Annotated in this window: 21 protein-coding genes; 7 read left to right on the top strand and 14 right to left on the bottom strand. The window is 62.5% G+C overall.

The window, feature by feature from the left end; translation table 11 throughout:
* The first annotated feature begins 85 nt into the window (after positions 1–85).
* On the top strand, positions 86–376 hold the full coding sequence (locus A3M7_RS49065) for a hypothetical protein (RefSeq protein WP_156937036.1): 291 nt from the start codon (positions 86–88) through the stop codon (positions 374–376).
* On the opposite strand, the gene A3M7_RS0132525 is transcribed toward A3M7_RS49065, so the two are convergent.
* Together A3M7_RS0132525 and A3M7_RS45930 are read right to left on the bottom strand one after the other, a co-directional pair.
* Positions 373–969 carry a hypothetical protein gene (locus tag A3M7_RS0132525; RefSeq protein ID WP_049823810.1) on the bottom strand — a complete coding sequence of 199 codons (597 nt, stop codon included), beginning with the start codon at positions 967–969 and terminating at the stop codon, positions 373–375. The genes A3M7_RS49065 and A3M7_RS0132525 overlap by 4 nt on opposite strands.
* Positions 970–1,340: 371 nt before the next feature.
* Positions 1,341–2,567: a reverse transcriptase/maturase family protein gene (locus A3M7_RS45930; RefSeq protein ID WP_027547676.1), complete on the bottom strand. Its 1,227-nt coding sequence runs from the start codon at positions 2,565–2,567 to the stop codon at positions 1,341–1,343.
* Positions 2,568–3,887: 1,320 nt separating this feature from the next.
* Between A3M7_RS45930 and tenA the strand changes: the two genes are divergently transcribed.
* The gene (gene tenA, locus A3M7_RS0132510; protein ID WP_027547675.1) at positions 3,888–4,562 is read left to right on the top strand and encodes a thiaminase II; all 675 of its coding nucleotides are present in this window, start codon (positions 3,888–3,890) and stop codon (positions 4,560–4,562) included.
* Between the two features lie 399 nt (positions 4,563–4,961).
* On the opposite strand, the gene A3M7_RS0132500 is transcribed toward tenA, so the two are convergent.
* Positions 4,962–5,906: an AEC family transporter gene (locus A3M7_RS0132500; protein ID WP_027547674.1), complete on the bottom strand. Its 945-nt coding sequence runs from the start codon at positions 5,904–5,906 to the stop codon at positions 4,962–4,964.
* 503 nt (positions 5,907–6,409) lie between these two features.
* Here A3M7_RS0132500 and A3M7_RS0132495 point away from each other — a divergent pair.
* Positions 6,410–6,760: a hypothetical protein gene (locus A3M7_RS0132495; protein WP_027547673.1), complete on the top strand. Its 351-nt coding sequence runs from the start codon at positions 6,410–6,412 to the stop codon at positions 6,758–6,760.
* A 416-nt stretch (positions 6,761–7,176) separates the two neighbouring features.
* Complete coding sequence (locus A3M7_RS0132490; protein WP_027547672.1) at positions 7,177–7,854, top strand: ParA family protein; 678 nt, start codon at positions 7,177–7,179, stop codon at positions 7,852–7,854.
* Positions 7,855–7,935: 81 nt separating this feature from the next.
* On the opposite strand, the gene A3M7_RS47460 is transcribed toward A3M7_RS0132490, so the two are convergent.
* From A3M7_RS47460 to trxB, 6 genes are all read right to left on the bottom strand, one after another.
* Positions 7,936–8,100, bottom strand: coding sequence for a hypothetical protein (locus A3M7_RS47460; protein ID WP_198033844.1), 165 nt, complete (start codon positions 8,098–8,100; stop codon positions 7,936–7,938).
* 129 nt (positions 8,101–8,229) lie between these two features.
* Positions 8,230–8,379, bottom strand: coding sequence for a hypothetical protein (locus tag A3M7_RS49975; RefSeq protein WP_198033842.1), 150 nt, complete (start codon positions 8,377–8,379; stop codon positions 8,230–8,232).
* A gap of 374 nt (positions 8,380–8,753) precedes the next feature.
* Positions 8,754–8,948 (bottom strand): hypothetical protein, encoded by a 195-nt coding sequence (locus A3M7_RS49060; protein ID WP_027547671.1) that lies wholly within the window; start codon positions 8,946–8,948, stop codon positions 8,754–8,756.
* A gap of 107 nt (positions 8,949–9,055) precedes the next feature.
* Positions 9,056–9,964 (bottom strand): 4-hydroxy-tetrahydrodipicolinate synthase, encoded by a 909-nt coding sequence (locus tag A3M7_RS0132470; RefSeq protein ID WP_027547670.1) that lies wholly within the window; start codon positions 9,962–9,964, stop codon positions 9,056–9,058.
* 449 nt (positions 9,965–10,413) lie between these two features.
* Positions 10,414–11,337, bottom strand: coding sequence for a LysR family transcriptional regulator (locus tag A3M7_RS0132465; RefSeq protein ID WP_027547669.1), 924 nt, complete (start codon positions 11,335–11,337; stop codon positions 10,414–10,416).
* Positions 11,338–11,342: 5 nt separating this feature from the next.
* Positions 11,343–12,308, bottom strand: coding sequence for a thioredoxin-disulfide reductase (trxB, locus tag A3M7_RS0132460; RefSeq protein ID WP_027547668.1), 966 nt, complete (start codon positions 12,306–12,308; stop codon positions 11,343–11,345).
* A gap of 267 nt (positions 12,309–12,575) precedes the next feature.
* Between trxB and A3M7_RS0132455 the strand changes: the two genes are divergently transcribed.
* On the top strand, positions 12,576–13,055 hold the full coding sequence (locus A3M7_RS0132455; RefSeq protein ID WP_027547667.1) for an Lrp/AsnC family transcriptional regulator: 480 nt from the start codon (positions 12,576–12,578) through the stop codon (positions 13,053–13,055).
* A gap of 369 nt (positions 13,056–13,424) precedes the next feature.
* Here the strand turns inward: A3M7_RS0132455 and greA are convergent, their stop codons facing one another.
* From greA to A3M7_RS0132440, 3 genes are all read right to left on the bottom strand, one after another.
* Positions 13,425–13,898, bottom strand: coding sequence for a transcription elongation factor GreA (gene greA, locus A3M7_RS0132450; RefSeq protein WP_027547666.1), 474 nt, complete (start codon positions 13,896–13,898; stop codon positions 13,425–13,427).
* Between the two features lie 228 nt (positions 13,899–14,126).
* Positions 14,127–17,591: a carbamoyl-phosphate synthase large subunit gene (gene carB, locus A3M7_RS0132445; protein WP_027547665.1), complete on the bottom strand. Its 3,465-nt coding sequence runs from the start codon at positions 17,589–17,591 to the stop codon at positions 14,127–14,129.
* 142 nt (positions 17,592–17,733) lie between these two features.
* Positions 17,734–18,903, bottom strand: a complete 1,170-nt coding sequence (locus A3M7_RS0132440) for an MFS transporter (RefSeq protein WP_027547664.1) — start codon at positions 18,901–18,903, stop codon at positions 17,734–17,736.
* 110 nt (positions 18,904–19,013) lie between these two features.
* Between A3M7_RS0132440 and A3M7_RS0132435 the strand changes: the two genes are divergently transcribed.
* Positions 19,014–19,385: a helix-turn-helix transcriptional regulator gene (locus A3M7_RS0132435; RefSeq protein WP_027547663.1), complete on the top strand. Its 372-nt coding sequence runs from the start codon at positions 19,014–19,016 to the stop codon at positions 19,383–19,385.
* A gap of 250 nt (positions 19,386–19,635) precedes the next feature.
* On the opposite strand, the gene A3M7_RS0132430 is transcribed toward A3M7_RS0132435, so the two are convergent.
* Entirely contained in the window at positions 19,636–20,337 is a 702-nt protein-coding gene (locus A3M7_RS0132430) for a class I SAM-dependent methyltransferase (protein WP_027547662.1), read from the bottom strand.
* 113 nt (positions 20,338–20,450) lie between these two features.
* Here A3M7_RS0132430 and A3M7_RS0132425 point away from each other — a divergent pair, with 113 nt between their 5' ends.
* Complete coding sequence (locus A3M7_RS0132425) at positions 20,451–20,975, top strand: Dps family protein (RefSeq protein WP_027547661.1); 525 nt, start codon at positions 20,451–20,453, stop codon at positions 20,973–20,975.
* A gap of 175 nt (positions 20,976–21,150) precedes the next feature.
* Here A3M7_RS0132425 and A3M7_RS0132420 read toward each other — a convergent pair whose 3' ends face one another.
* Positions 21,151–21,675: a cupin domain-containing protein gene (locus A3M7_RS0132420; RefSeq protein WP_027547660.1), complete on the bottom strand. Its 525-nt coding sequence runs from the start codon at positions 21,673–21,675 to the stop codon at positions 21,151–21,153.
* Positions 21,676–21,694: the final 19 nt, after the last annotated feature.

The raw sequence follows: 21,694 nt of genomic DNA, 5'->3' as shown, positions 1-21,694 counted from the left end.
CCATTCAACTTTCCCGTAGTTTTACCGACTCCAACTACCATAACGCGAACCCATCTTTGGACTCTACTCAACGGAGGAGGGAACAATGTCACGCGTTACCGAGGATGAAGTCGCCAGAGCAGTTGAGGCAATTTTGAAGAGTCGCACCAGTGGTCAGGCGACCATTCAAGACCTTGTGGCCGAAATACCAAAGCATCTACGACTATCAGAGGAAGACATGAAGCAATCCGAGACGCGCCCCAACGAGGCCATCTGGGAGCAACAAGTACGTAACATCACGTCCCATAAGAACTCACCTGGCAATGCCATCTACGAAGGAAAACTCGCTGCCATACCCGGAGGGCTTGCGCTTCCGACGAGTCCTTCAAGACTCTAAGCGAACTTAGCTTTGTAGCCGGGCTTCAACCATTTCAATTCGGTTTGGCCCGGCGCGTCTTTATCCCAAACAAACCAAGCATAAGCAGTTGTTCCGCTGCCCTTCGGCTCGATGCCGCTCGGATAGAAAGTAATGCGCTCGCTGAAAACCCAGACGCGGGCGGGCGGTATCTTGGCGAAGATCGTGTTTGCTCTATTAGCGCCCTCTAAAAAGGCCAGCCGCAAAAGTAGCGCGAACTTACGGTTTGAATGTTTGACGCCGCTTGCGACGAAACCCTCAGCGCAGTTGTACGGCGGATTGGTAATGATGTTGTCGGCCGACCATTTTGGCTCAAGAAAATCAAAGCCGACTTCGCCGTAGCCGCGGTCGTACAAGTCGGAGCTACGGACGAGTTGTCCAGTCTGCTCCAACACGCGGGACATAGTCCCGTCGCCGCACGCGCTCTCCCAAATTTCGCCGCTGAATTTTTCGTTGTCGATCAAAGCGAACGTGGCCCATGGCGGAGTAGGGAAAAAATCAGGTCCGCTGAGGTCAGCGAACCTTTTCATTGTTGGCTTAAAGCCACCATTCAAATTGTAAGTCGGATCTGCCATGCGAATCTCCTCAGACGGCAGAGTATCAGAATCATTGATTCCGCAAGGGTTTTTCGTTGGCCGTGTTTCCCCTCACTCACTGAATTTACTACGAACTTCTAGCGCCGATCCGGCAGTGCCTCGCTGGTCAGTGCAGGGCCATAGAGGCGGGCATCACAAGCTGCGTAATGCTTCAAGACCGCTCAGCGATGCCCAGCGTTCGCTGGCGTCGTGCGCAGGATTCATGGATACGGCAGAGATTGTGGTGGGCCACGTGCAGCGCGACGACCATTTGCGCTTCCGCCTCAAGTCTCGCAAGCGGAGCACAATAGGACTCTCACTGTGTAACGTTGCCCGATGCTGGTACTTCGTTAGTTGAGATGTTTGGATTTTCAAGTCGTATCTAGATCGCGCAATTCTCTGTCGATCATACGTTCGAGACGGAGGACTTGCCGGACTATTTTCTTGCTACCAAACGCCTTGGCCGACCTGCGCGCGTAGGACGAAAAATTTCGCAGGCCGACAGGATAGAAGCGCTTTCGGAGTTTCTTGGTGAAGATTTTGGACGCTTGCCCGGATGCTATGGCGGCAGCTCCGATTTTCTTTGTGCGTGAGATGCTGCGTCGGGCTTTTCTCCACTGTCGAGCTAGTGAGCCAGGTCTGATTACTGCCCCCTCGGAAGAAATGTTGAAGCCGAGGTATTGAAACGTCTCCAAACTGGCGTTGTCGAAAACCACTCGCTCGGATTTGTCCTTGTTGAGCGCAAGTTGGTGCTCACTAAGTTGAAGATCGAATGTTGACGTGATCTTCGTTTCATCTTCGGCGTTACAAATAATGAGAATGTCGTCAGAGTATCTTTGATACAAAGCTCCGCGCTTCTCGCAGAGGTCAACCATCTTCTCGTCGGCGTCCAGCATATAGAGGTTGGAGAACACGCTGCTAATTGGTGTTCCCTGTGGGATTCCGAACCTATTGGGATTGGATTTTATCGGAATGCGTTCTGCGAGGATTTCGGCTATCGTGGCAATGGGTTCACGCGACTTCAGAGACAGTTTAGGCCCAAACTGAGGGTGATCCGCAATCGCCTGCCTTTCGATCCAGTGATACCGGGTTACATGCCGCAGTACACGAAACCAATCCGGTGGAAGTTCGGAGACCTGTAGGATGCGTTTTAGCCGGTCTTTTAAAATCCGATGATCGAGATGATCGAAAAATCCACTGACGTCGTAACATAGAACGATGCATTTCGACCTTGATCGAGCGAACTGCAGCGCGTCCGCGGAAAAATGATAGTTTGATTTCCCTAGTTTTCGATAGGCGATGACATGTCGTCCGAGCTTCGACTTCTCATAGTGTTCATCAAGTCGGTGCGACAGATCCCAAGCATACTTAGATAGGATGCAGGAATCTCGATGTGACGCATACATGATCGGCCGGAGCTTGAAGACGGTCTTGCCGTCCTTCGGCTTGTATCTCTTGGTTCGCTTTTCATAGTGGATCAATGGCAACCACGAATGTCGCTCCACGGCTTCCGGTTGCGAAATTCGTTCGGCGAAGGAGGCCCCCACCTGAGCATCAAAGTGCCGGTATCCGCGAGGTCTGAACCAATCGACGACCAAGTTGGCTCCTGTGCAGAGTTTGGAGGACTAGCTCTGACCCTGAGCCTCGGCCGAAGCCGAACGTCCCCCAAACGCACGCCTTAATCCGTCGATCATTTCCGCTGCAGTACGCGGCCAATTCCGACGCGGGTCTAGAAAACACAAGGCAGTACAATGTAGTCGTGGAGGTACGAGCTATGCTCGCAGTCTCGTCGCTGCAGGACACCTGGCCGGTGCTGATCATCAGCGCCGCGCTTTGGTTAGTGCAACAAGTTGACAGGTTCAACGACCGCGCCCATCGGCCAATTCCGAAGGCACACGTGATGTGGTCAGGCGCCTATAGTTCCGCAAGGGGAACATACCTGAGGAATACATCATTTTGTGTTTGACATTGCGCTTAATACATCATCTAGCGCCGTCTGCGGAGCTGATTCGACTGGCGCGCCCAATTATTCCGCCAGCCCTACCTCACCCCCGCCACCACCATCACCATCACCATCACCATCACCACCACCATCACCGGCAACGTCACCGCCGCCAGCAGCGTGCCCAGCACGACCGCGCCTGACACCGGGTTCACCAGCCGCTGATACTGAACCGGAATTACGGTGACAGTGCACGAAACTCCACGAGATCAGGCGACTTCGGTTTAGTGCTGCCGGCGGCCACCGGTCAGTGAGCTTGGCGCCGAGCTCCTTCCTGAGTGAGGTTGACTACGCCTCGATTCTCAGGACGGGGCTCTCCACTGCCACCAATATCCTCTCAACTGGCTACCGACCTCTCGCCTCTGGCTCCCGCGCAGCGGGCTGGAGCGCAGCGACTTAATTGGAAAATCTGCTTTTGCCATTTCATCGAACGGGACAGCAGTGCTGGCTTGAAGAGCATCGCCGCCAGTCACATGTGATAAGGATCGGGGATCGTTGGCCCGACACAGTGGCAACGCACCCACCGGCCTCATTGAAGGTCGTGTGCGTCCAAATAAGAGCAAGCACGGGCTGCGTTCGAGCACCGCTCGACGCAGTACCTCTACTCAAATGCAACGGCACGAGCCGTCGAGGGAGACCTTGGCGGTTTTTTGCGTGTGGCCAGATATGCGCAAAGAAAAACGGCCCTTAGGGAAGGTCGGCCAGCCGAGGTTCTTGCACCTGGGTATGGACATCGGCCGCGCCTTTCATGCCATTACGGTGACAGTGCACAAAACTCTCGACGCGGGGAGTGCCCCATCCGCAACGCTGCTCAAAGCCAGTTTTGTCCGCGGTCACCGTAGCTCCTCGGTTCGCAATGCGCTATCGGTAGCGAGCCGAGGACGTTCTTGGACAAGCAAGCCGGGCGAAAAAGATCGTGAGTTTCTTCGAGCGTCTCAAGACAGAAGCATCCGTTGAGTGGCGGGCCTACACCGAGCATCCCTTCACGGACGGATTGGCAGACGGCTCGCTCCCCGAAGCGGCGTTTCGTCACTACCTCGTTCAGGACTACCTGTTCCTCATCGAGTTTGCTCGCGCCTACGCGCTCGCGGTCTACAAGTCGCCCAGACTTGCCGACATGCGTGAAGCAGCGGCCGGCCTTTCGGCCATCCTTGATGTCGAGATGAACCTGCATGTGAAGCTCTGCGCCGATTGGGGTCTGTCCCCGACAGACCTTGAACAGACCCCTCCGGCGGCCGAGATGCTGGCCTATACACGCTACGTGCTCGACGCGGGAATGCGCGGCGATCTGCTGGCGCTCAAGGTGGCGCTTGCCCCCTGCGTGATCGGGTACGCGGAGATCGCCACACGGCTCGCCTCGCGACCCGATGCGGACGCCGCGACGAACGCCTATCGCGTCTGGATCGCCGAGTACGCCGGCGCGCCGTACCAGGAGGTCGCTGCCAAGGCGCGGGCGCACATGGAGCATCTCGCCGATCTCTACGCCACGCCGGCCCGCGAGGCAGAGCTGATTGCGATCTTCAAGGAAGCCACCCGACTCGAGGCAGACTTCTGGGAGATGGCCTGGCGCGCGGGCCAGCCTGTTCAATAGCCCTTTCGGCAGTGAGGCTCATAACCTGAAGCTCATACAATTACGATGACGATGCTCCTCGATCTGTCGGGTCGAGCTTCCGTCACGGTTCCTGAAAGCCTGACAGGAACCACGTCTGTCGGCCGTCCCCGCTGGACCGCATTCATCATTTCGCGTAGTCTTTTCGCACAGCAACATGTCAGCGGAGGTCCTCCGTGGAACATCGCGGCGTCAGCTTCTCGATTGCTAGAATGCGCTATTTGCCCGGCTGGCAGTGGACGGTCGGAAAGGGCCGAACCGTGTCGGTCGGTGTCTGTGCGACGAGGGCGGACGCGATCCGCCAGGCTCAGACTTTCATTGACGCGATTATGGACTGGGCTGCTTGAGCTGATGATTCACCGGCTGGCGGCGCGCACTGACCTACCTCACCCCCGCCACCACCATCACCACCACCGGCAACGTCACCGCCGCCAGCAGCGTGCCCAGCGCGACAGCGCCCGACACCGGGTTCACCAGCCGCTGATACTGGACCGCGAAGATGTACGCGTTCGCGCCGGTCGGCATCGCCGCGAACAGCACGACGACGCCGGCCGCGGTCGGCGGCAAGCCGAGCAGCTTGGCCAGCACGAACGCCGCCGCCGGCATCGCCAGCAGTTTTAGCGCGCTCATCACGACGACGCTCAACATCTCGCCCTTCACCTCGAAGCGGAACAGGTTGATGCCGAGCGCGATCAGCGCCGCCGGCGAACCCGCCTGCGCCAGCAGCTCGATGGTCCGGTCGACGACGGGATTGAGGCCGAGGCCGGTGAAGCGCCAGACCACGCCAAAACCGATCGCCAGCATCAGCGGGTTGCGCGCGAGATCCGCGAGCACGGGCCAGATCACCGTCAGCGCCGAGCCGGTCCGCTTGCGGCTGACGAGCTCCATCTGCAGGATGCCGCAGAGCCAGAGCAGCGGCGTGTTCACCGACAGGATCAGCGCCATCGGTCCTGCGGCCTCATTGCCCAGCGCCGAGAGCGTCAGGGGAATGCCGAGCATCACGATGTTGCCGTAGACCGAGCCGATCGCGAACACGACGCCGTCTTCGCGGTCCTCGCGCCGCGCGCGCAGCAGCGCCGAGAGCGTCAGTGCCGCGATCCAAGTGATGGCGAGCGCGCCGTAGTAGGCGCCCCACATCCGGTAGGGGCTGACGTCGGGGAATTCCGAGACGACGATGGTGCGGAACAGCAGGGCAGGGATCGCGATGCTGAAGGCGAATTCGGAGATGCCCTTGTGCGCGGTTTCCGAGACGAAGCGAAACAGCACCGCGGCATAGCCTGATGCGATCAGGGCAAACACCGGCGCGACGATCAACACGGTGGCCATGCGCCCCCTCTCCTCACGGGGATATCAGCCGACCACCCCACGCACTCTCGATGATGCCATCATGCCCCTGTTTTGCCCGACGAGTCAAAACCGCTTCGTAAAATCCGCAAGGAGCGATTTCACTGGGCATATCAAGACCCCGGCTACTGTGCATGGGGTTGTTTTCGCGGTTTTTGTTGGAGGGTCTCTCTGACGTGCTCGGCCAACCCCGATCTCGCCAATTCCGGCAGGGGGTTAGCGGGTAGCGCGGAGCCTTTCCCCACCCACAGCCGTCATCCCCCGCGCAGGCGGGGGATCCAGTACGCCGCGGCCTCTCGGGGAACGTTTTGGTGCCTCTGGAATACTGGGTCGCCCGGTCAAGCCGGGCGACGACAGCGGAGAAGGCGCCGCACTGACCGCCCTGTTGCCGAGAGCGCACACGTTCCGACCTTTCGCTCCCGCCCTCGTTGCCAACGAACGGCGGTTCACCCACACTCCGCCCCGACCAGACATTGGGGGGATCGATGCCGGCGTTTCACTTCAGGAAGTCCGTTCTTGCTGCCATGTCGGGGCTTGCCCTGGCCGTGCTGGTCCACCCCGGCGCCGGCTTCGCCTACTCGCAGGAAGAGCAGCAGGCCTGCACGCCGGATGCGATGCGGCTGTGCGGCGAGTTCGTTCCGAACGTCGACGCCATCACCGCCTGCATGATCCAGAAGAAGGCGCAGCTCTCACCGCAGTGCAAGGTGTTCTTCCGCCGGGGGCCCGAGCCGGGCGAAGCCCGCGCCGGCAAGCCGACCCGCATCGCGCCCAAGACCGCGAAGAAGAGCACCAAGCCGGCGCCGAAGGCGACCAAGAAGAAGAAATCCGAAGGCTGAGCGCGGCAAGCGCGTTCCTTCCCTGAAACTCGGGCCCAGGCAACCGTGCGAAGCGCGCGGCTTCGCGCGCGATGGCATCGGCTCCGCGACAGCTACCGGACTCCTTTTGTTCGCGCGCCTTGCGCGCCTGCTTGCGGCAATTACCGCCACAGGCGGTCGAAAAGAGTCGCGTCACGGTTTGCGCGGCAAGGTTGCATTCCGGCTTTCCCCTTCTCGCTGCTCAAGAAACCAACGATTGCGCGCATCGAAAGGCGCTTCATTGCCGCTCGTATCGTTGTCGCGCGCGGCAGTGTGACTCAAAAGCCAACACGCCTTGTTATTTCGTGGCGGCAGAGCAACTCCCGGTAAATTTTTCTTTCCCGAATCAGCGCGCTGATTCATTTTCGGAGCCTGGGGTCAATCTGGAGGCCGAAGGTATGAACGTTATTGTTTTTGCATCGCGTAAAGGCGGCTCGGGCAAGAGTACCCTGGCCGCGCATCTCGCCGCGCAGATCAAGGCGAGCAAACAGGTCATGCTCGTGGACGCGGATCCGCAAGGGTCGCTCACGCTGTGGCACAAGCTGCGGGGCACCAACGAACCGCCGATCAAGTCCGCCGTGAACTCCGTCAGCGGCATCGTCTCCGCTGCCAAGCGCGACGGTTATGAATGGGTGTTGATCGACACGCCGCCGAACCTCTCGGCCGTCGTCGACGACGCGATCAAGAACGCCACCATGGTGGTGATTCCCGCCCGTCCCGGCGTGTTCGACGTCAACGCGGTGCAGGAGACCATCCAGATGTGCCGCGCCGCGCGCAAGCCCTATGCGGTCGTGCTCAACGGTGCGCCGGCCAAGCGCGACGAAGCCGAAAGCCCGATCGTCACTATCGCCCGCGAAGCCCTGGCGAAATTCCGCGCGCCGGTGTGGGGCGGCCAGATCACCAATCGTTCGGATTTGTTGATGGCGCTCAGCCACGGCGAAGGCGCGCGGGAGTATCAGGCCGAGAGCCGTGCGGCTCAGGAGATTGCAAGGCTGTGGGCGGCGATCGAGCGTTCGGTCAAGGCCATTCGCGGCACGGCGTCGGCGTCCGGCGCAATGCATAAGCAGGCGGCGTAATTTTTCATAAATCATTCCCCGGACGGAAAACGCGTGGATCTCCGCGCGTTTTGCGTTTTGGGGATGACGATGCGCTGCGCTCTACGCCACCATCAGCATGTAGAACACGATGACCGGCGACAGCGTCAGGATCACCGACCAGATGCCGACGGCCCAGAGAATGTCCCCGGTGGTAAAGTTCTGCTCGGTGGTAAAGCTCTGCTGTCCGGCGCCGTAATGCGACACCATTTCATTCTGACTATTCACAAACGCCCCCGCGATTTCTTCGCTTATGGGCGTCACGCTAAGCGAGATGTTTTAAGATTCCGGCTTGCAGCGCCGCTCGCATTTTGAGCGCATTTGTGACCTCCGTTTAACCATCCGCGCCGGCCCTCGTCAGTCGACGAGCCAGACCCGAAACAGCAGCACCGGCATCAGGCCGAGCATCACCGCCCAGAACCCGAACGACGAAACCACCAGGATTCCCCGCAAAAGATCGGCGGGCGCGAATTGCTGTGCGGCCGTCGGCCGGCTGCGATGTCCCATGGTCATTCCCCCTTTTTAAGGCTTTGGAGGACGACGATAGGCGCCAGAGCGTAAACGCGACGTGGATGCACCATGCGGCGGATGCGAAGGCGATTGGGGCGCGGTTAACCACGGTGGTTCTTCCCCTCCCCCTCCAGGGCAGGGCAATCGCATTTAAGGCCGCTGCTCTGCGGCCCATCCTTCGAGACGCCCGCCTTCGGCGGGCCCTCAGGATGAGGACGGAGTGTGCGGCAGCAATTTCGAAGATGCCGCTTAGCCTCATCCTGAGGAGACCGCTGGAAGCGGTCGTCTCGAAGGACGAGGCGCGCGCTCAGGCCCCCGCCAAGCAATCAAATGCGATCGCCCCGCCCTCAAGGGACGGGAGGCGAGCCTCGCTAAACCCACCCGCTATATTTGCGCCTGATCTCGTCGCTCCAATTCCACTCCCGCATCACGACCTCCTCGCACAGGCCGATGTCGCGGCGCAGCCAGGGCGACGCCGGATATTTGCCGGCCCATCGGTAACCCTTCACGGATGTCAGGTGTTGCCACAGGGCCTTGAGGGCGCACAGCGATCGGTGAATTCGCATCGGTTGATGTCCGGAGGAGGCTTTCGTCGGGCAGCACGCGGCCGTTCGAACCGGAGCCAACCGGTTCGTTCGCAAGGCCACATGTGGGTGAGGTGAAGAGGGTGGAGCTACGCCGCGACTTTCGTCCGTCGCTCGATCTCGCGGTCGATCGTTGCGGCGAGCTCGCTGCTCACTTCCACCATCGGCAGGCGCACTTCGGGGCTGTCGATCAGGCCGCTGCGCCACAGCCAGTGCTTGGCCGGCGCGGGGCTCGGCTCGGTGAACAACAGGCGCGTTAGCTCGGCGACCTCCTGCCAGCGCGTCTGCGCCGCGTCATGGTTGCCGCGCTTCAGCTCGGCATACACGGCCGCGAACGTCGCGGTCTCGACATGGGCTGAGAGCACAATGCCGCCGTCGGCGCCGTCGACGAGCGCCTCGTGATAGTTCGCATCCTCGCCGGTGAGCACGCGAAATCCCTCGGGTCTGTCGCGCAGCAGCGCGATCGATTGCTCGCGGCTGGCGCCGCAATCCTTCAGGCCGACGATGTTGGGATGCTCGGCGAGCCGCAGCATGGTCTGGTTGGTGATGTTGACCGCGCAGCGATAGGGGATGTTGTAGAGCGCGAGCGGCCAGGCGGCGTGGTCGGCGAGTGCTTCGAAATGCGCCAGGAGCCCGCGTTGCGACGGCCGCACATAATAGGGGCTCGCGATCAGGTACCCCTCGATCGGCCAGTCCGCGGTTTCATCGAGGCGCTCCTTCAGCCGCGAGGTGTCCGCGCCCGATAAGCCCAGACAGATGGGAATGGTGCGGCGCCCGGCCGTCATCTCGTCGCGCACGATGGCGACGAGGCGTTCGAGCTCGGCGTCCCGCAGCGTCATGCCTTCGCCGGAGGTCGCCCCCAGGATGAAGCCGTCGACGGCCTGTCCGCTGTAATGCCGCGTCAGCCGCCGCAGCGACGTCTCGTCGAGGTTGCCGTCGCGAAACGGCGTCACCAGCGGCAGCCAGAGTCCGTGCAGATGCGTTCGCAGGTCGGTCATGTCCAGTTCTCCTTCTCGGGAACAAACCTGAGACGGAGGGCACATGAAAAAACCCCGTCCAGGTGGCGGGGTTTTCGGGATTTGCTGCAATGACGAAGCGTAGTTAGCGCGCGCAAAAATCCGAGGTCCCCGGGCGGGGGCCTTTTTTCGAGACGATTGCGCACGACTTCGTGATCATTTGCAAATGATGCGGGCGATACGTGGAACTGTCAATACACGCGGAAGGCGAATACCGAATTGGACAGAAAAAAAGCCGGGCTCGAACGAGCCCGGCTTAAGGTATTGGCCACGTGAGGCCGACACAATCACCTTCCAAGAGGGATTACTGAACTCCCGCGCCACTGGAGGAGGGGGACAAATGCGCAACGCGAAGGCTCAGCGTGCAAACATTATGAGCTTGCCCAACGCCATGCAGCAACAGCCGAGGCCGCATGTCAGACATGCGGAAATCAGGACGGCCAGCGCTGCGCCTTGCTCACCACGAAGTCGCGGAACACCTGCACGCGCGCGACCGTCTTCAACTCCTCGGGATAGACGAAATACGTATCAAGCTGGATCGAATCCGATTCGCCGAACAGTTGCACGAGACGGCTCTGCTCTTCGATCAGATAGTCCGGCAGCGCGGCGATGCCGAGGCCCTGCTGACAGGCGCGCACCAGGCCGAGGATGTTGTTCACCCTGAAATAGGCCTCGCGCGGACCCGAGCCGTTGCGGCCGGCTTCGACCAGCCAGTTGCGGTTCTGAAGATGCGGCGCGAAGTTGCCGTCCGAGAGCGTGATGATGCGGTGGGAGTCGAGCTCCTCCAGCGTACGCGGCGTGCCGAAGCGCTTGATGTAATCCGGCGAGCAATAGGCGTGGAAGCCCATCGCGAACAGCTTGCGCTGGATGAGATCCGGCTGCGTCGGCTTGCGGGTCCGGATCGCGACGTCCGCCTCGCGCATCGACAGGTCGAGCTCCTCGTCGGTGACGATCAGCGAGATCCGGATCTCCGGATAGAGCGCGGTGAATTCGCCGAGCCGCGGGATCAGCCAGTTGATGCCGACGCCGGGCGTGGTGGTGATCTTGAGATCGCCGCTCGGCCGCTCGCGGCTGTCGGTCAGTTTGGCGCGCGCCGCCTGGAGCTGCATGAACACGTCATGCGCTGTGCGGAACAGGAGGTCGCCCTGCTCGGTGAGGATCAGGCCGCGGGCGTGGCGGTGGAACAGCGAGACCGAGAGCTCCTGCTCCAGCGCCGAGACCTGGCGCGAGACCGCCGATTGCGACAGGCCGAGCTGCTCGCCCGCATGCGTGAAGCTGCCCGCTTCAGCCGCCGCGTGAAACACCTTCAGCTTGTCCCAGTCCATATCCGTAAATCCGTCGCGTGATCGAGCCATGATCTTTATTCCGCTGCAGCGCGCTCGCTGGCGCGCAGGGCCAAGAAACGTTCGGCCTCGAGCGCTGCCATGCAGCCGAGGCCTGCGGCCGTCACGGCCTGGCGATAAGTCTCGTCGGCGACGTCGCCGGCGGCGAACAGTCCGGGCACCGAGGTGGCGGTCGAGTTCGGGGCGACCTCGACATAGCCCGACGGTTTGAGCTTGACCTGGTCCTTTACGAGCTCGGTCGCCGGGGCGTGGCCGATGGCGATGAAGATGCCGTCGGCCTTCAGCTCGGTGAGCGTGCCGGTCCTGACGTTCTTGAGGCGGACATGGGTGACCTTGTTCGGGTTCTCGGTGCCGCAGATCTCGTCGACGGCTGAGTCCCAGACCACTTTGATCTTCGGGTGCTTGAACAGACGCTCCTGCAGGATGCGCTCGGCGCGGAAGTGGTCGCGACGATGCACGATGGTGACCTGCGAGGCATGGTTGGTGAGGAACAGCGCTTCCTCGACCGCGGTATTGCCGCCGCCGACCACGATCACTTCCTTGCCGCGGTAGAAGAAGCCGTCGCAGGTGGCGCAGGCCGAGACGCCGCCGCCCTGGAATTTCCCTTCGGATGGAAGCCCGAGCCAGCGCGCTTGCGCGCCCGTGGCGAGGATCACGGTTTCGGCGAGATAGACGTCGCCGCTGTCGCAGGTGAGGCGGAACGGCCGTCGCCCGGTCTCCAGCTTGGTCACGAGGTCGGTGACGATCTTGGTGCCGACATGGACCGCCTGCTTCTCCATCTGCTCCATCAGCCAAGGGCCCTGGATCACGTCGGCGAAGCCCGGATAGTTCTCGACGTCGGTGGTGATGGTGAGCTGGCCGCCCGGCTGGATGCCCTGGATCAGGATCGGCTCGAGCATCGCGCGCGCGGCGTAGATCGCCGCCGTGTAGCCCGCGGGGCCAGAGCCAACAATCACGACCTTTGCATGAACAGGAGCGGACATTTCGATGGACGCCTTTCACGGGGGATTTGCAGCGCGGGCGCGGAAGGAGCCAGGAGGCCTCGCGGAAGCGCTGAAATATCAGAGCTAATCTAAGCGTTCTGGTGAGCTATGCAAGAATTGCATTCCCTGTCGGCGGATTTTTCCAACAAGGAACAAAAGTCGATTGCGCTGCACGCGCAATAAAATTGCGCAATGGGTGCGGACTGGGCTATGAGGATTGCGACAGACCCACCCGATACCGCCGCAAAGGCCAGGAGTTCCAATCACGTGTCGCGGAACCTAGACGAGATCGACCTGAAAATTCTCACCGAGATTCAGGCCGACGGTCGAATCACGAATGTTGAGCTCGCCAAGCGGGTGGGAATTTCGCCACCGCCCTGCCTGCGCCGGGTCCGGGCGCTGGAGGAGGAGGGCTATATCCACGGCTATCGCGGGCTGCTGGACGCGCGAAAGCTCGGTTTCGACGTCACGGTGTTTGCCGCCGTGCACCTGTCCAGCCAGGCCGAGGCGGATTTGCGCGCCTTCGAGGAGTTCGTCCGCGCCGAGCCGCTGGTGCGGGAATGCTGGATGCTGTCCGGCGAGGTCGATTTCATCCTGAAATGCGTCGCGCCTGACATGGCAACCTTCCAGGATTTCGTCACGCACCTGACCGCCGCGCCCCATGTCCGCAACGTGCGCACGTCGCTGGTGCTGCACAATTCGAAATACGAGGCGGCCGTGCCGCTGGACGTGAAGGGGCGGCGGTAGCCTTCCAGGACGGCGCATCAATTCCGTCATCCTGAGGTGCGAGGCATGGGACGCGACGCGTCCCATGGGGAGCCTCGAAGGATGAACGGCCCGGGTGCAGCAGCAGTCGGGCCGTCGCCCTTCGAGGGCCGCTGAAGAAGCGGCCACCTCAGGGTGACGGTGATAGAGTTGCGCTTCGCGGACTCCACACCGTCATTGCGAGCGCAGCGAGGCAATCCAGACTGTCTCCGCGGAAAGATTCTGGATTGCTTCGCTGCGCTCGCAATGACGAGGGGTGAAGGCGTGCCCACCCCACAGCAATACGCGGAAACAAAAAGGCCGCGCCAAGCGCGGCCTTTTCAAAACATCATGACGCGCAGCGGCAAATCCTTACCGCCACTCCACCTTGGTGATCTCGTACGCCTTGGCGCCGCCGGGTGCGTTGACCTCGACGGTCGAACCCTTCTTCTTGCCGATCAGCGCGCGTGCGAGCGGCGAGGTGATGGAGATGCGGCCCTTCTTGGCGTCGGCCTCGACCTCGCCGACGATCTGCCACACCGTCTTCTTCTCGGTGTCCTCGTCGACCAGGGTCACGGTGGCGCCGAACTTGATGGTGTCGCCGGACAGTTTCGAGATGTCGATGATGTCGGCACGCGCGAGCTTGTCCTCGAGCTCGGCGATGCGGCCCTCATTGTGGGACTGCTCTTCCTTCGCGGCGTGATATTCCGCGTTTTCAGACAGGTCTCCGTGCGAGCGCGCCTCCGCAATATGCTCGATGATGCGCGGACGGTCCTCGGACTGGCGCTTCTTCAATTCTTCCCCGAGCGCGGCAAACCCGGCCGAAGTCATCGGAACCTTTTCCATCTTCTCTCTCGTCCTTCGATCGTGCGCCCAGAACGCAAATGGGCGCCCAACCTTGATTCGTCGGTATTTCCGGGGCTCGGTACATGAGCCGCCGGACGTCGACAGATATGGGCTTGGCGCCGGAACAGAACAACCATATGGCCGGACAGTTCCTGCGGCCATTGTGGCTTGACTGCCAATCACTTAGCGGAAGGCTTAACCTCTCAAGGCCTTGCCTTCCACTCGCGATCAGGTTTCCGAAAAGTAGCTCTGCAGGGTACGAACCTCAAGGTCCCCATCCAGATAGGCGCGGATGCCCTGCGCGGCCGCCACGGCCCCGGAAAGAGTGGTGTAATACGGCACTTTATGCAAGAGGGCCGCGCGCCGCAGTGAACGGCTGTCGGCGAGCGCCTGCGGGCCTTCGGTGGTGTTGAAGACGAGCTGGACGTCGCCATTGGTGATGGCGTCGACGATATGCGGCCGCCCTTCCAGCACCTTGTTCACCTTCTCGGTCGGGATGCCCTGGTCGGTCAGGAAGCGCTGCGTGCCCGACGTCGCCAGAACCTTGAAGCCGAGCGAATGCAATTCGCGAACGGCCTCCGCGATGCGCGTCTTGTCGCTCTCGCGCACCGAGACGAACACCGTGCCCTTGCGCGGCACCCGCGTGCCGCCGCCGAGCTGGCTCTTGGCGAAGGCCACCGCAAACGAGCTGTCGATGCCCATGACCTCGCCGGTCGAGCGCATCTCGGGGCCGAGCACCGTGTCGACGCCGGGGAAGCGCGCGAACGGGAATACCGATTCCTTGACGCCGACATGCTTGAGCTGCGCCTTCGTCAGCTTGAAATCGGCGAGCTTCTCGCCGGCCATGATGCGCGCGGCGATCTTGGCGACCGGCGTGCCGACCACCTTGGCGACGAAGGGCACCGTGCGCGAGGCGCGCGGATTGACTTCGAGCACGTAGATCTCGCCGTCCTTGATGGCATATTGCACGTTCATCAGGCCGACGACGTCGAGGCCGAGCGCGAGCTCGCGCGTCTGCCGCTCCAGCTCCTCGATCATCTTCGCATCGAGCGAGTGCGGCGGCAGCGAGCAGGCGCTATCGCCGGAATGGATGCCGGCTTCCTCGATGTGCTCCATGATGCCGACGATGAAAGTGTCCTTGCCGTCGCAGAGGCAGTCGACGTCGATTTCGGTCGCGTCCGACAGGTAACGGTCGAACAGCAGCGGGTTCTTGCCGAGCACGGTGTTGATCTGCCCGGTCTTGTCGTTCGGATAGCGCGCCTTGACGTCGGCCGGCACCAGCTCGGGCAGCGTGCCGAGCAGGTAGTCGTTGAGCTGGTTCTCCTCGCGGATGATCTGCATGGCGCGGCCGCCGAGCACGTAGGACGGGCGCACCACCAGGGGCAGGCCGAGATCGGCGGAGACGAGCCTCGCCTGCTCGACCGAATAGGCGATACCGTTCTTCGGCTGCTTCAGCCGCAGCTTGTCGAGCACGCGCTTGAAGCGGTCGCGGTCCTCGGCAAGGTCGATGGCGTCGGGCGAGGTGCCCAGGATCGGCACTTCGGCCGCCTCCAGCGCGCGTGCCAGCTTCAGCGGCGTCTGGCCGCCGAACTGCACGATCACGCCGTGCAGCGTGCCGTTGGTGCGCTCCTTCGCGATGATCTCCAGCACGTCCTCGGCGGTGAGCGGCTCGAAATAGAGCCGGTCGGCGGTGTCGTAGTCGGTCGACACCGTTTCCGGGTTGCAGTTGACCATGATGGATTCGTAGCCGGCGTCATGCAGCGCGAAGCAGGCATGACAGCAGCAATAGTCGAACTCGATGCCCTGGCCAATGCGGTTGGGCCCGCCGCCGAGAATGATGACCTTCTTCTTGTCCGACGGCGTGCTTTCGTCCGCCGGGGCGCCCGCAAACGGCGCCTCATAGGTCGAGTACATGTAGGCGGTTGGCGAGGCGAATTCGGCCGCGCAGGTATCGATGCGCTTGTAGACCGGGCGAACGCCGAGCGCGTGGCGCTTCGCCGTCACCTCGGCTTCCGTAGTCTGCGCCAGCACTGCAAGCCGGGCGTCCGAAAAACCCATGCTCTTGAGCGTGCGCATGCCGAAGGCGTTGGTAGGCAGGCCGTGCTTGCGAACCTTCTCCTCCATGTCGACGATGCCGCGCATCTCGCCGAGGAACCACGGATCGATCTTGCAGGAGTTGAATATCTCCTCATTGGTCCAGCCCAGCCGCATCGCTTGCGCGACCTGGAGCAGGCGGTTCGGCGTCGGCGTGCCGAGCGCGGCACGGATCGCATTCTTGTCGTCGTCGCGGCCGAGACCTTCGATCTCGATCTCGTCGAGGCCGGTCAATCCGGTCTCGAGGCCGCGCAATGCCTTCTGAAGACTTTCCTGGAAGGTGCGGCCGATCGCCATGACTTCGCCGACCGACTTCATCGATGTCGTCAGCGTCGTCGAAGCGCCGGGGAATTTCTCGAAGGCGAAGCGCGGCACTTTCGTGACCACGTAGTCGATGGTCGGCTCGAACGAGGCCGGCGTGGCGCCGCCGGTGATGTCGTTGGCGATCTCGTCCAGGGTATAGCCGACCGCGAGCTTGGCGGCGACCTTTGCGATCGGAAAGCCGGTGGCCTTGGACGCCAGCGCGGAGGAACGCGACACGCGCGGATTCATCTCGATGACGACCATGCGGCCGTCGTCGGGATTGACGCCGAACTGCACGTTGGAGCCGCCGGTCTCCACCCCGATCTCGCGCAGCACCGCCAGCGAGGCGTCGCGCATGATCTGGTATTCCTTGTCGGTCAGCGTCAGCGCCGGCGCCACCGTGATGGAGTCGCCGGTGTGAACGCCCATCGGATCGAGGTTCTCGATCGAGCAGACGATGATGCAATTGTCCTTCTTGTCGCGCACCACCTCCATCTCGTACTCCTTCCAGCCGAGCACGGATTCTTCGATCAGCACTTCGTTGGTGGGAGACGCGTCCAGGCCGCGCTCGATGATGTCGAGGAACTCTTCCTTGTTGTAGGCAATGCCGCCGCCGGTGCCGCCCATGGTGAAGGAGGGGCGGATGATCGCTGGCAGGCCGATCTCGGACAGCGCCATCATGGCCTGGCCGAATGCGTATTCCTGGTAGCGCTTGCGGCGGTCGCTTTCGCCCAGCGTCCACTGCCGCTCGAGCTCTTCGAGCGCGGCGCCGGAGAGCTTTTCGCGTTCGGCGAGGTATTTGTCGCGGAACGACTTCTTCAGCGCCGACGCATTGGCAAGCCGGGACTTCGGCGTCTCGAGCCCGATCTTGGTCATGGCCTCGCGGAAGAGCTGGCGATCCTCCGCCTTGTCGATCGCGTCGGCGGTGGCGCCGATCATCTCGACGTCGAACTTTTCCAGCGTGCCCTGCCGGCGCAGCGACAGCGCGCAGTTCAGCGCGGTCTGGCCGCCCATGGTCGGCAAGAGCGCGAAGCCGCCGGGAATGACGTGACGTTCCTTCTCGATGATCTTGGCGACGATCTCGGGCGTGATCGGCTCGATATAGGTCGCATCGGCCAATTCCGGATCGGTCATGATCGTGGCCGGGTTGGAATTGACGAGGACGATGCGATAGCCCTCTTCCTTCAGCGTCTTCACCGCCTGCGTGCCCGAATAGTCGAACTCGCAGGCCTGGCCGATCACGATGGGACCGGCGCCGATGATCAGGATGGTGGTGATGTCTGTACGTTTGGGCATCAACTCTCGCCGAAGTCGGATTTGGGCACAAAAAAAGGGCGCGCGGCTGCGCGTCCCTGTGGCCGAGAGCGCGGTGGTCTCCCTCGCGCGCGGGTGGGTCTTAGACCAGTTTTCGGGGCGGCGAAACCCCGAAAAACACCCATCAACCGGCAATTTTGACCGGTTTTGGCCGTGCCTGCCAGCCACGGGCGAGGTGCACCAGAAGCGAGGCCGCAACGCTCGCTCCGCCGATCCAGCCGAGGTCGTTTGGCGAGAGGGTGGCCAGCACCGCGCCTCCCAAGGCGCCGCCGATGGCAAAGCCCAGATACATCGAAGAGGCGTTGAGCGAGAGTGCGATCATCGAGGCCTGCGGCTCGATCCGGATGATGCTGGCGATCTGGGCCGGATAGAACGCCCAGCCCGAAATGCCCCACAGGAAGATCGTGCCCAGCACGGCATAGTGCGCCTGTCCGGGCATCAATTTGAGGACCAGCGAATGCAGGATCAGGGCGGTCGCCATGCCGGCGAGCCCGAGCGCTGCGGTGGCGAGCGTGCCGAGCCGGTCGGCCAGGACGCCGCCGAGCATGTTCCCGATCGCGGCCGCGCCACCGAACACCAGCAGCGCAAGGCTGATCTGCGAGGCATCGAAGCCGAGGCCGCGCAACGGCACCGCGAAATAGGTGAACACGGTGAAGCCGCCGAGCCCCCATAGAATCGTGATCAGAAGCGCAACCAGAACACTGCTGTGACGCGCCACCGCCAGCCGTTCGCCGAGCGAAGCGGTGTTGCGCGGCAGGCCGCGGGGCAGGCCCAGCAAGAGGCCGGCGAGGGCAACGGCACCGATCAGGGCGACCATGGCAAAGGTCGCGCGCCAGCCGAGCAGGCTCCCGACGAGATTGCCGAGCGGGACGCCGATCACGGTCGCAACCGTCAGTCCCGAGGTGACCAGCGCCACCGCGCGGCCACGCCGCTCCGGCGAGGCGACGGCGACCGACACCCCGAGCGCCGTCGGCATGCACAGCCCGGAGCCCAGGGCCATCAGCATCCGGGAAGCCAGAAGCAGGACGTAGCTGGAAGCCACCATCGCTACGAGATTTCCGGCGATGAAGGTCGTTAGCGCCAGAGCCAGCACGGTACGGCGGTCGATATTGTTCAGCGCCACCGCCAGGATCGGCGAGCCCACGGCATAGGTGAGGGCATAGGCGGTGACCAATTGGCCGGCGGCCGACACCGAAATCGACAGGTCGCTGGCGATCGCCGGCAAAAGCCCTGCGATAACAAAGCCTTCGGTGCCGATCGCGAAGGCCGCCAGGGCCAGCCAGAATACGCTCATTGGAAAGATCCCTATGTTCAATGTTTATTGAACTATCGAACGCGACAGTTTCGGTGTCAATTGGTTCAAGAACTATTGAACATTGCGGCCGCATCGCTATGATTCGGACCATGAGCCGCACGCCCCTCCATCCCACCCGCGAACAGATCGAGCTGCCGATGGTTCTGGATTGCCTGAGCGATCCGATCCGGTTGGCGATCGTCTACCAGCTCGCCCAGCAGGAACGTGTCAGCAGTGAGCTCTGCTGCGGCGACTTCAATGGTCTCGCCGGCAAATCCAACCTCGCCTATCACTTCGCCAAGCTGCGCGAGTGCGGCCTGATGCAGACGCGCGTGGCGGGCACCAACCGCTTCATGCGGCTGCGCCGCGAGGATCTGGAGGCGCGCTTCCCTGGCCTGCTCGATGCCGTGCTCAGCTCCGCAGCCAAGGATGCGGACCGGCTTCAGCTGCTGTCGGAGTGTGAGGTCGTCAAGGCAGATTGAGCTGCGGACACAGTGATGCAGTCCGTCTGCGCTTTCGCCTCGCTCAAGCTACGCCGGACACACTTCGCCGCTGCTGGCTGAGCGTGGCTGCGCCGCGCGTAGCCCCGCAGGGACGACGCGTGGAGACCCGGCCTGGATTTGAACCAGGATAAAGAGCGATGCACCGCTCTCGCGTAGACACTTCCGCCACCGGGCCGGATCGATCATGTCCGAGCGGGGTGCGACAAGCCACCTCAGCCAATTGTTATGCTTAACGGACCATTGGCGGTCGCGCGACGAAGGTCATGCGCCAGCGATTGTGGCCGATATTGGTGTGGGCGCGCTGGACCGCGAACCCGGCGGCCTTCAGCCTCGCCGTGATCTCGTCCTCGCGGTAGCGCTGCAGCCCGATGCGCGATCGCAGCTGACGGTAATCGGACAGCGCGGTGCTGATCAGCCCGATCAGCGCGTCCTTCAGGAAGCCGTGACGCAGGCCGAAGCTGAGCAGCGCCAATACGTCCCTGAACATGCCCACATTGGGCTGGAGGATGTCGCCGAGCACCAGCTTGCCGGACGGGGTCAATAAACGCCGGATATTGAGCAGCGCGGCATCGAGCTCCTCCGGCGTCATGTACTGCGCGACCGAGTTCATCACCACGAGGTCGATGGACTGGTCCTGCATCTTGCGGACGTCGTCGAGCGAGCGGACGCGGATTTTTGTGTTCGGGGCAAACCGCGCGATCAGCCGGCCGCGCACGCCCGGCGCCGGCTCGGCCAGGATCAGCTTGCCGCAGGCGGCTGCCACCTGGCTCGCCGACAGCGCCTCGCCGCAGGCATAGTCCAGCACCGTCGCCTCGGGCGAGGAGATGTAGCCGATGATGTCCCGCGCGATGATCTGGAAGTGCAAATCGCGATGCAGCTTGCTGACATAGATCGTGTGCGTGGAGTCGTAATAATCGATCCAATCGTCCATGGTACCCGACGTCCCGGCCAAACAGCTCCTGCACAGGAACCGGCGCTGCCCACCTTGCGTTAGGGGGGCGACGGCGCGCCGTCAATGTCCGCGTCCTAACAGGAAGGTTTCCCGTGAGCAAAGCCCCCAACAAGGTCTCGCCCGACCTCGACACCCCCACCGATCTGTCGCCCCAGGCGGTCAACAAGGTTTCGGAGGCGCTCAACGTGCTTCTGGCCGACGCGTTCGCGCTGTATCTGAAGACCAAGAATTTCCACTGGCACATCAGCGGCCGGCATTTCCGCGACTACCATCTGCTGCTCGACGAGCACTCGGACCAGATCTTCGCCACCACCGACCAGCTCGCCGAGCGCGTCCGCAAGATCGGCGGCGCGACGCTGAAGTCGATCGGCCAGGTCGCAAAGCTCCAGACCATCAAGGACAACAACGAGGATTACGTCCCGCCGCGCGAGATGCTGCGCGAGCTGATGCAGGACAACAAGCATGTCGCGGGTGCGATGCGGAAGGCCCACGAAGTCTGCGATGACGCCGGCGATGTCGCCAGCGCCAGCATCCTCGAGGTCTTCATCGACGAGACCGAGCGCCGTACCTGGTTCCTGTTCGAGGCGACCCGCCAGGAGGGCGCGAACGAGGCTTAGGGGCATAACTGCCGCGATCTATCCACGATGTCGTCCCGGCGCAGGCCGGGACCCATACCCCAGGGAGAAGTTGCGGCACGAGATGTGCGTTCGCCGATCTTCGCCAAACTAGCTTTTGTGGTTATGGGTCCCGGCCTGCGCCGGGACGACGGCGGAGATTGTCGCGCGACCACCGCTACGACCGCCACAACCGCATCAGCGCCCCATCCTTGCCCGTCACCGGATCGGTCGGCGGCAGCGCGACCTTCGGGATCGTCTTCAGCGACTTGGCATGGTTCTCCCGCGTCGCCCGCGTGATTTCCATCGTCGCGCCCGGCGGATAGGCGCCGATCACGCAGAAGTCGCGGCTGGCGTTGATGCATTGATGCCCGGTGCCGGCGGGCAGGATCGCGACATCGCCGGTCTTGATGTCCAGCTCCTGGCCATGATCGCCGCCGAAGCGAACGCGTGCGCTCCCACGCGCAACGCCAAGCACCTCATGCACCGTCGCGTGATAGTGCAGATAGTCGTAGACGCCGTTGCGCCACGTGCCGCCCCAGCCGTTCTCCTCGAACAGGTTTTCGATCGTCTCCTCCGGATGCTCCGGGTCTAGCTTCACCGCCCCCTGGTAGACCAGGAAGGGGAGGACGTTGTTCGGCACGAGCCCGTCATCCTCAAACACGATGGCGAGCGGCTCGGCATTGTCGCGGACGACGGACATGGCTGGGCTCCTGCGTGAG

This window comes from Bradyrhizobium sp. WSM2254, assembly GCF_000472645.1.
GTDB classification, from domain to species: domain Bacteria; phylum Pseudomonadota; class Alphaproteobacteria; order Rhizobiales; family Xanthobacteraceae; genus Bradyrhizobium; species Bradyrhizobium niftali.
This window is presented reverse-complemented; position numbering and strand designations above follow the sequence as displayed.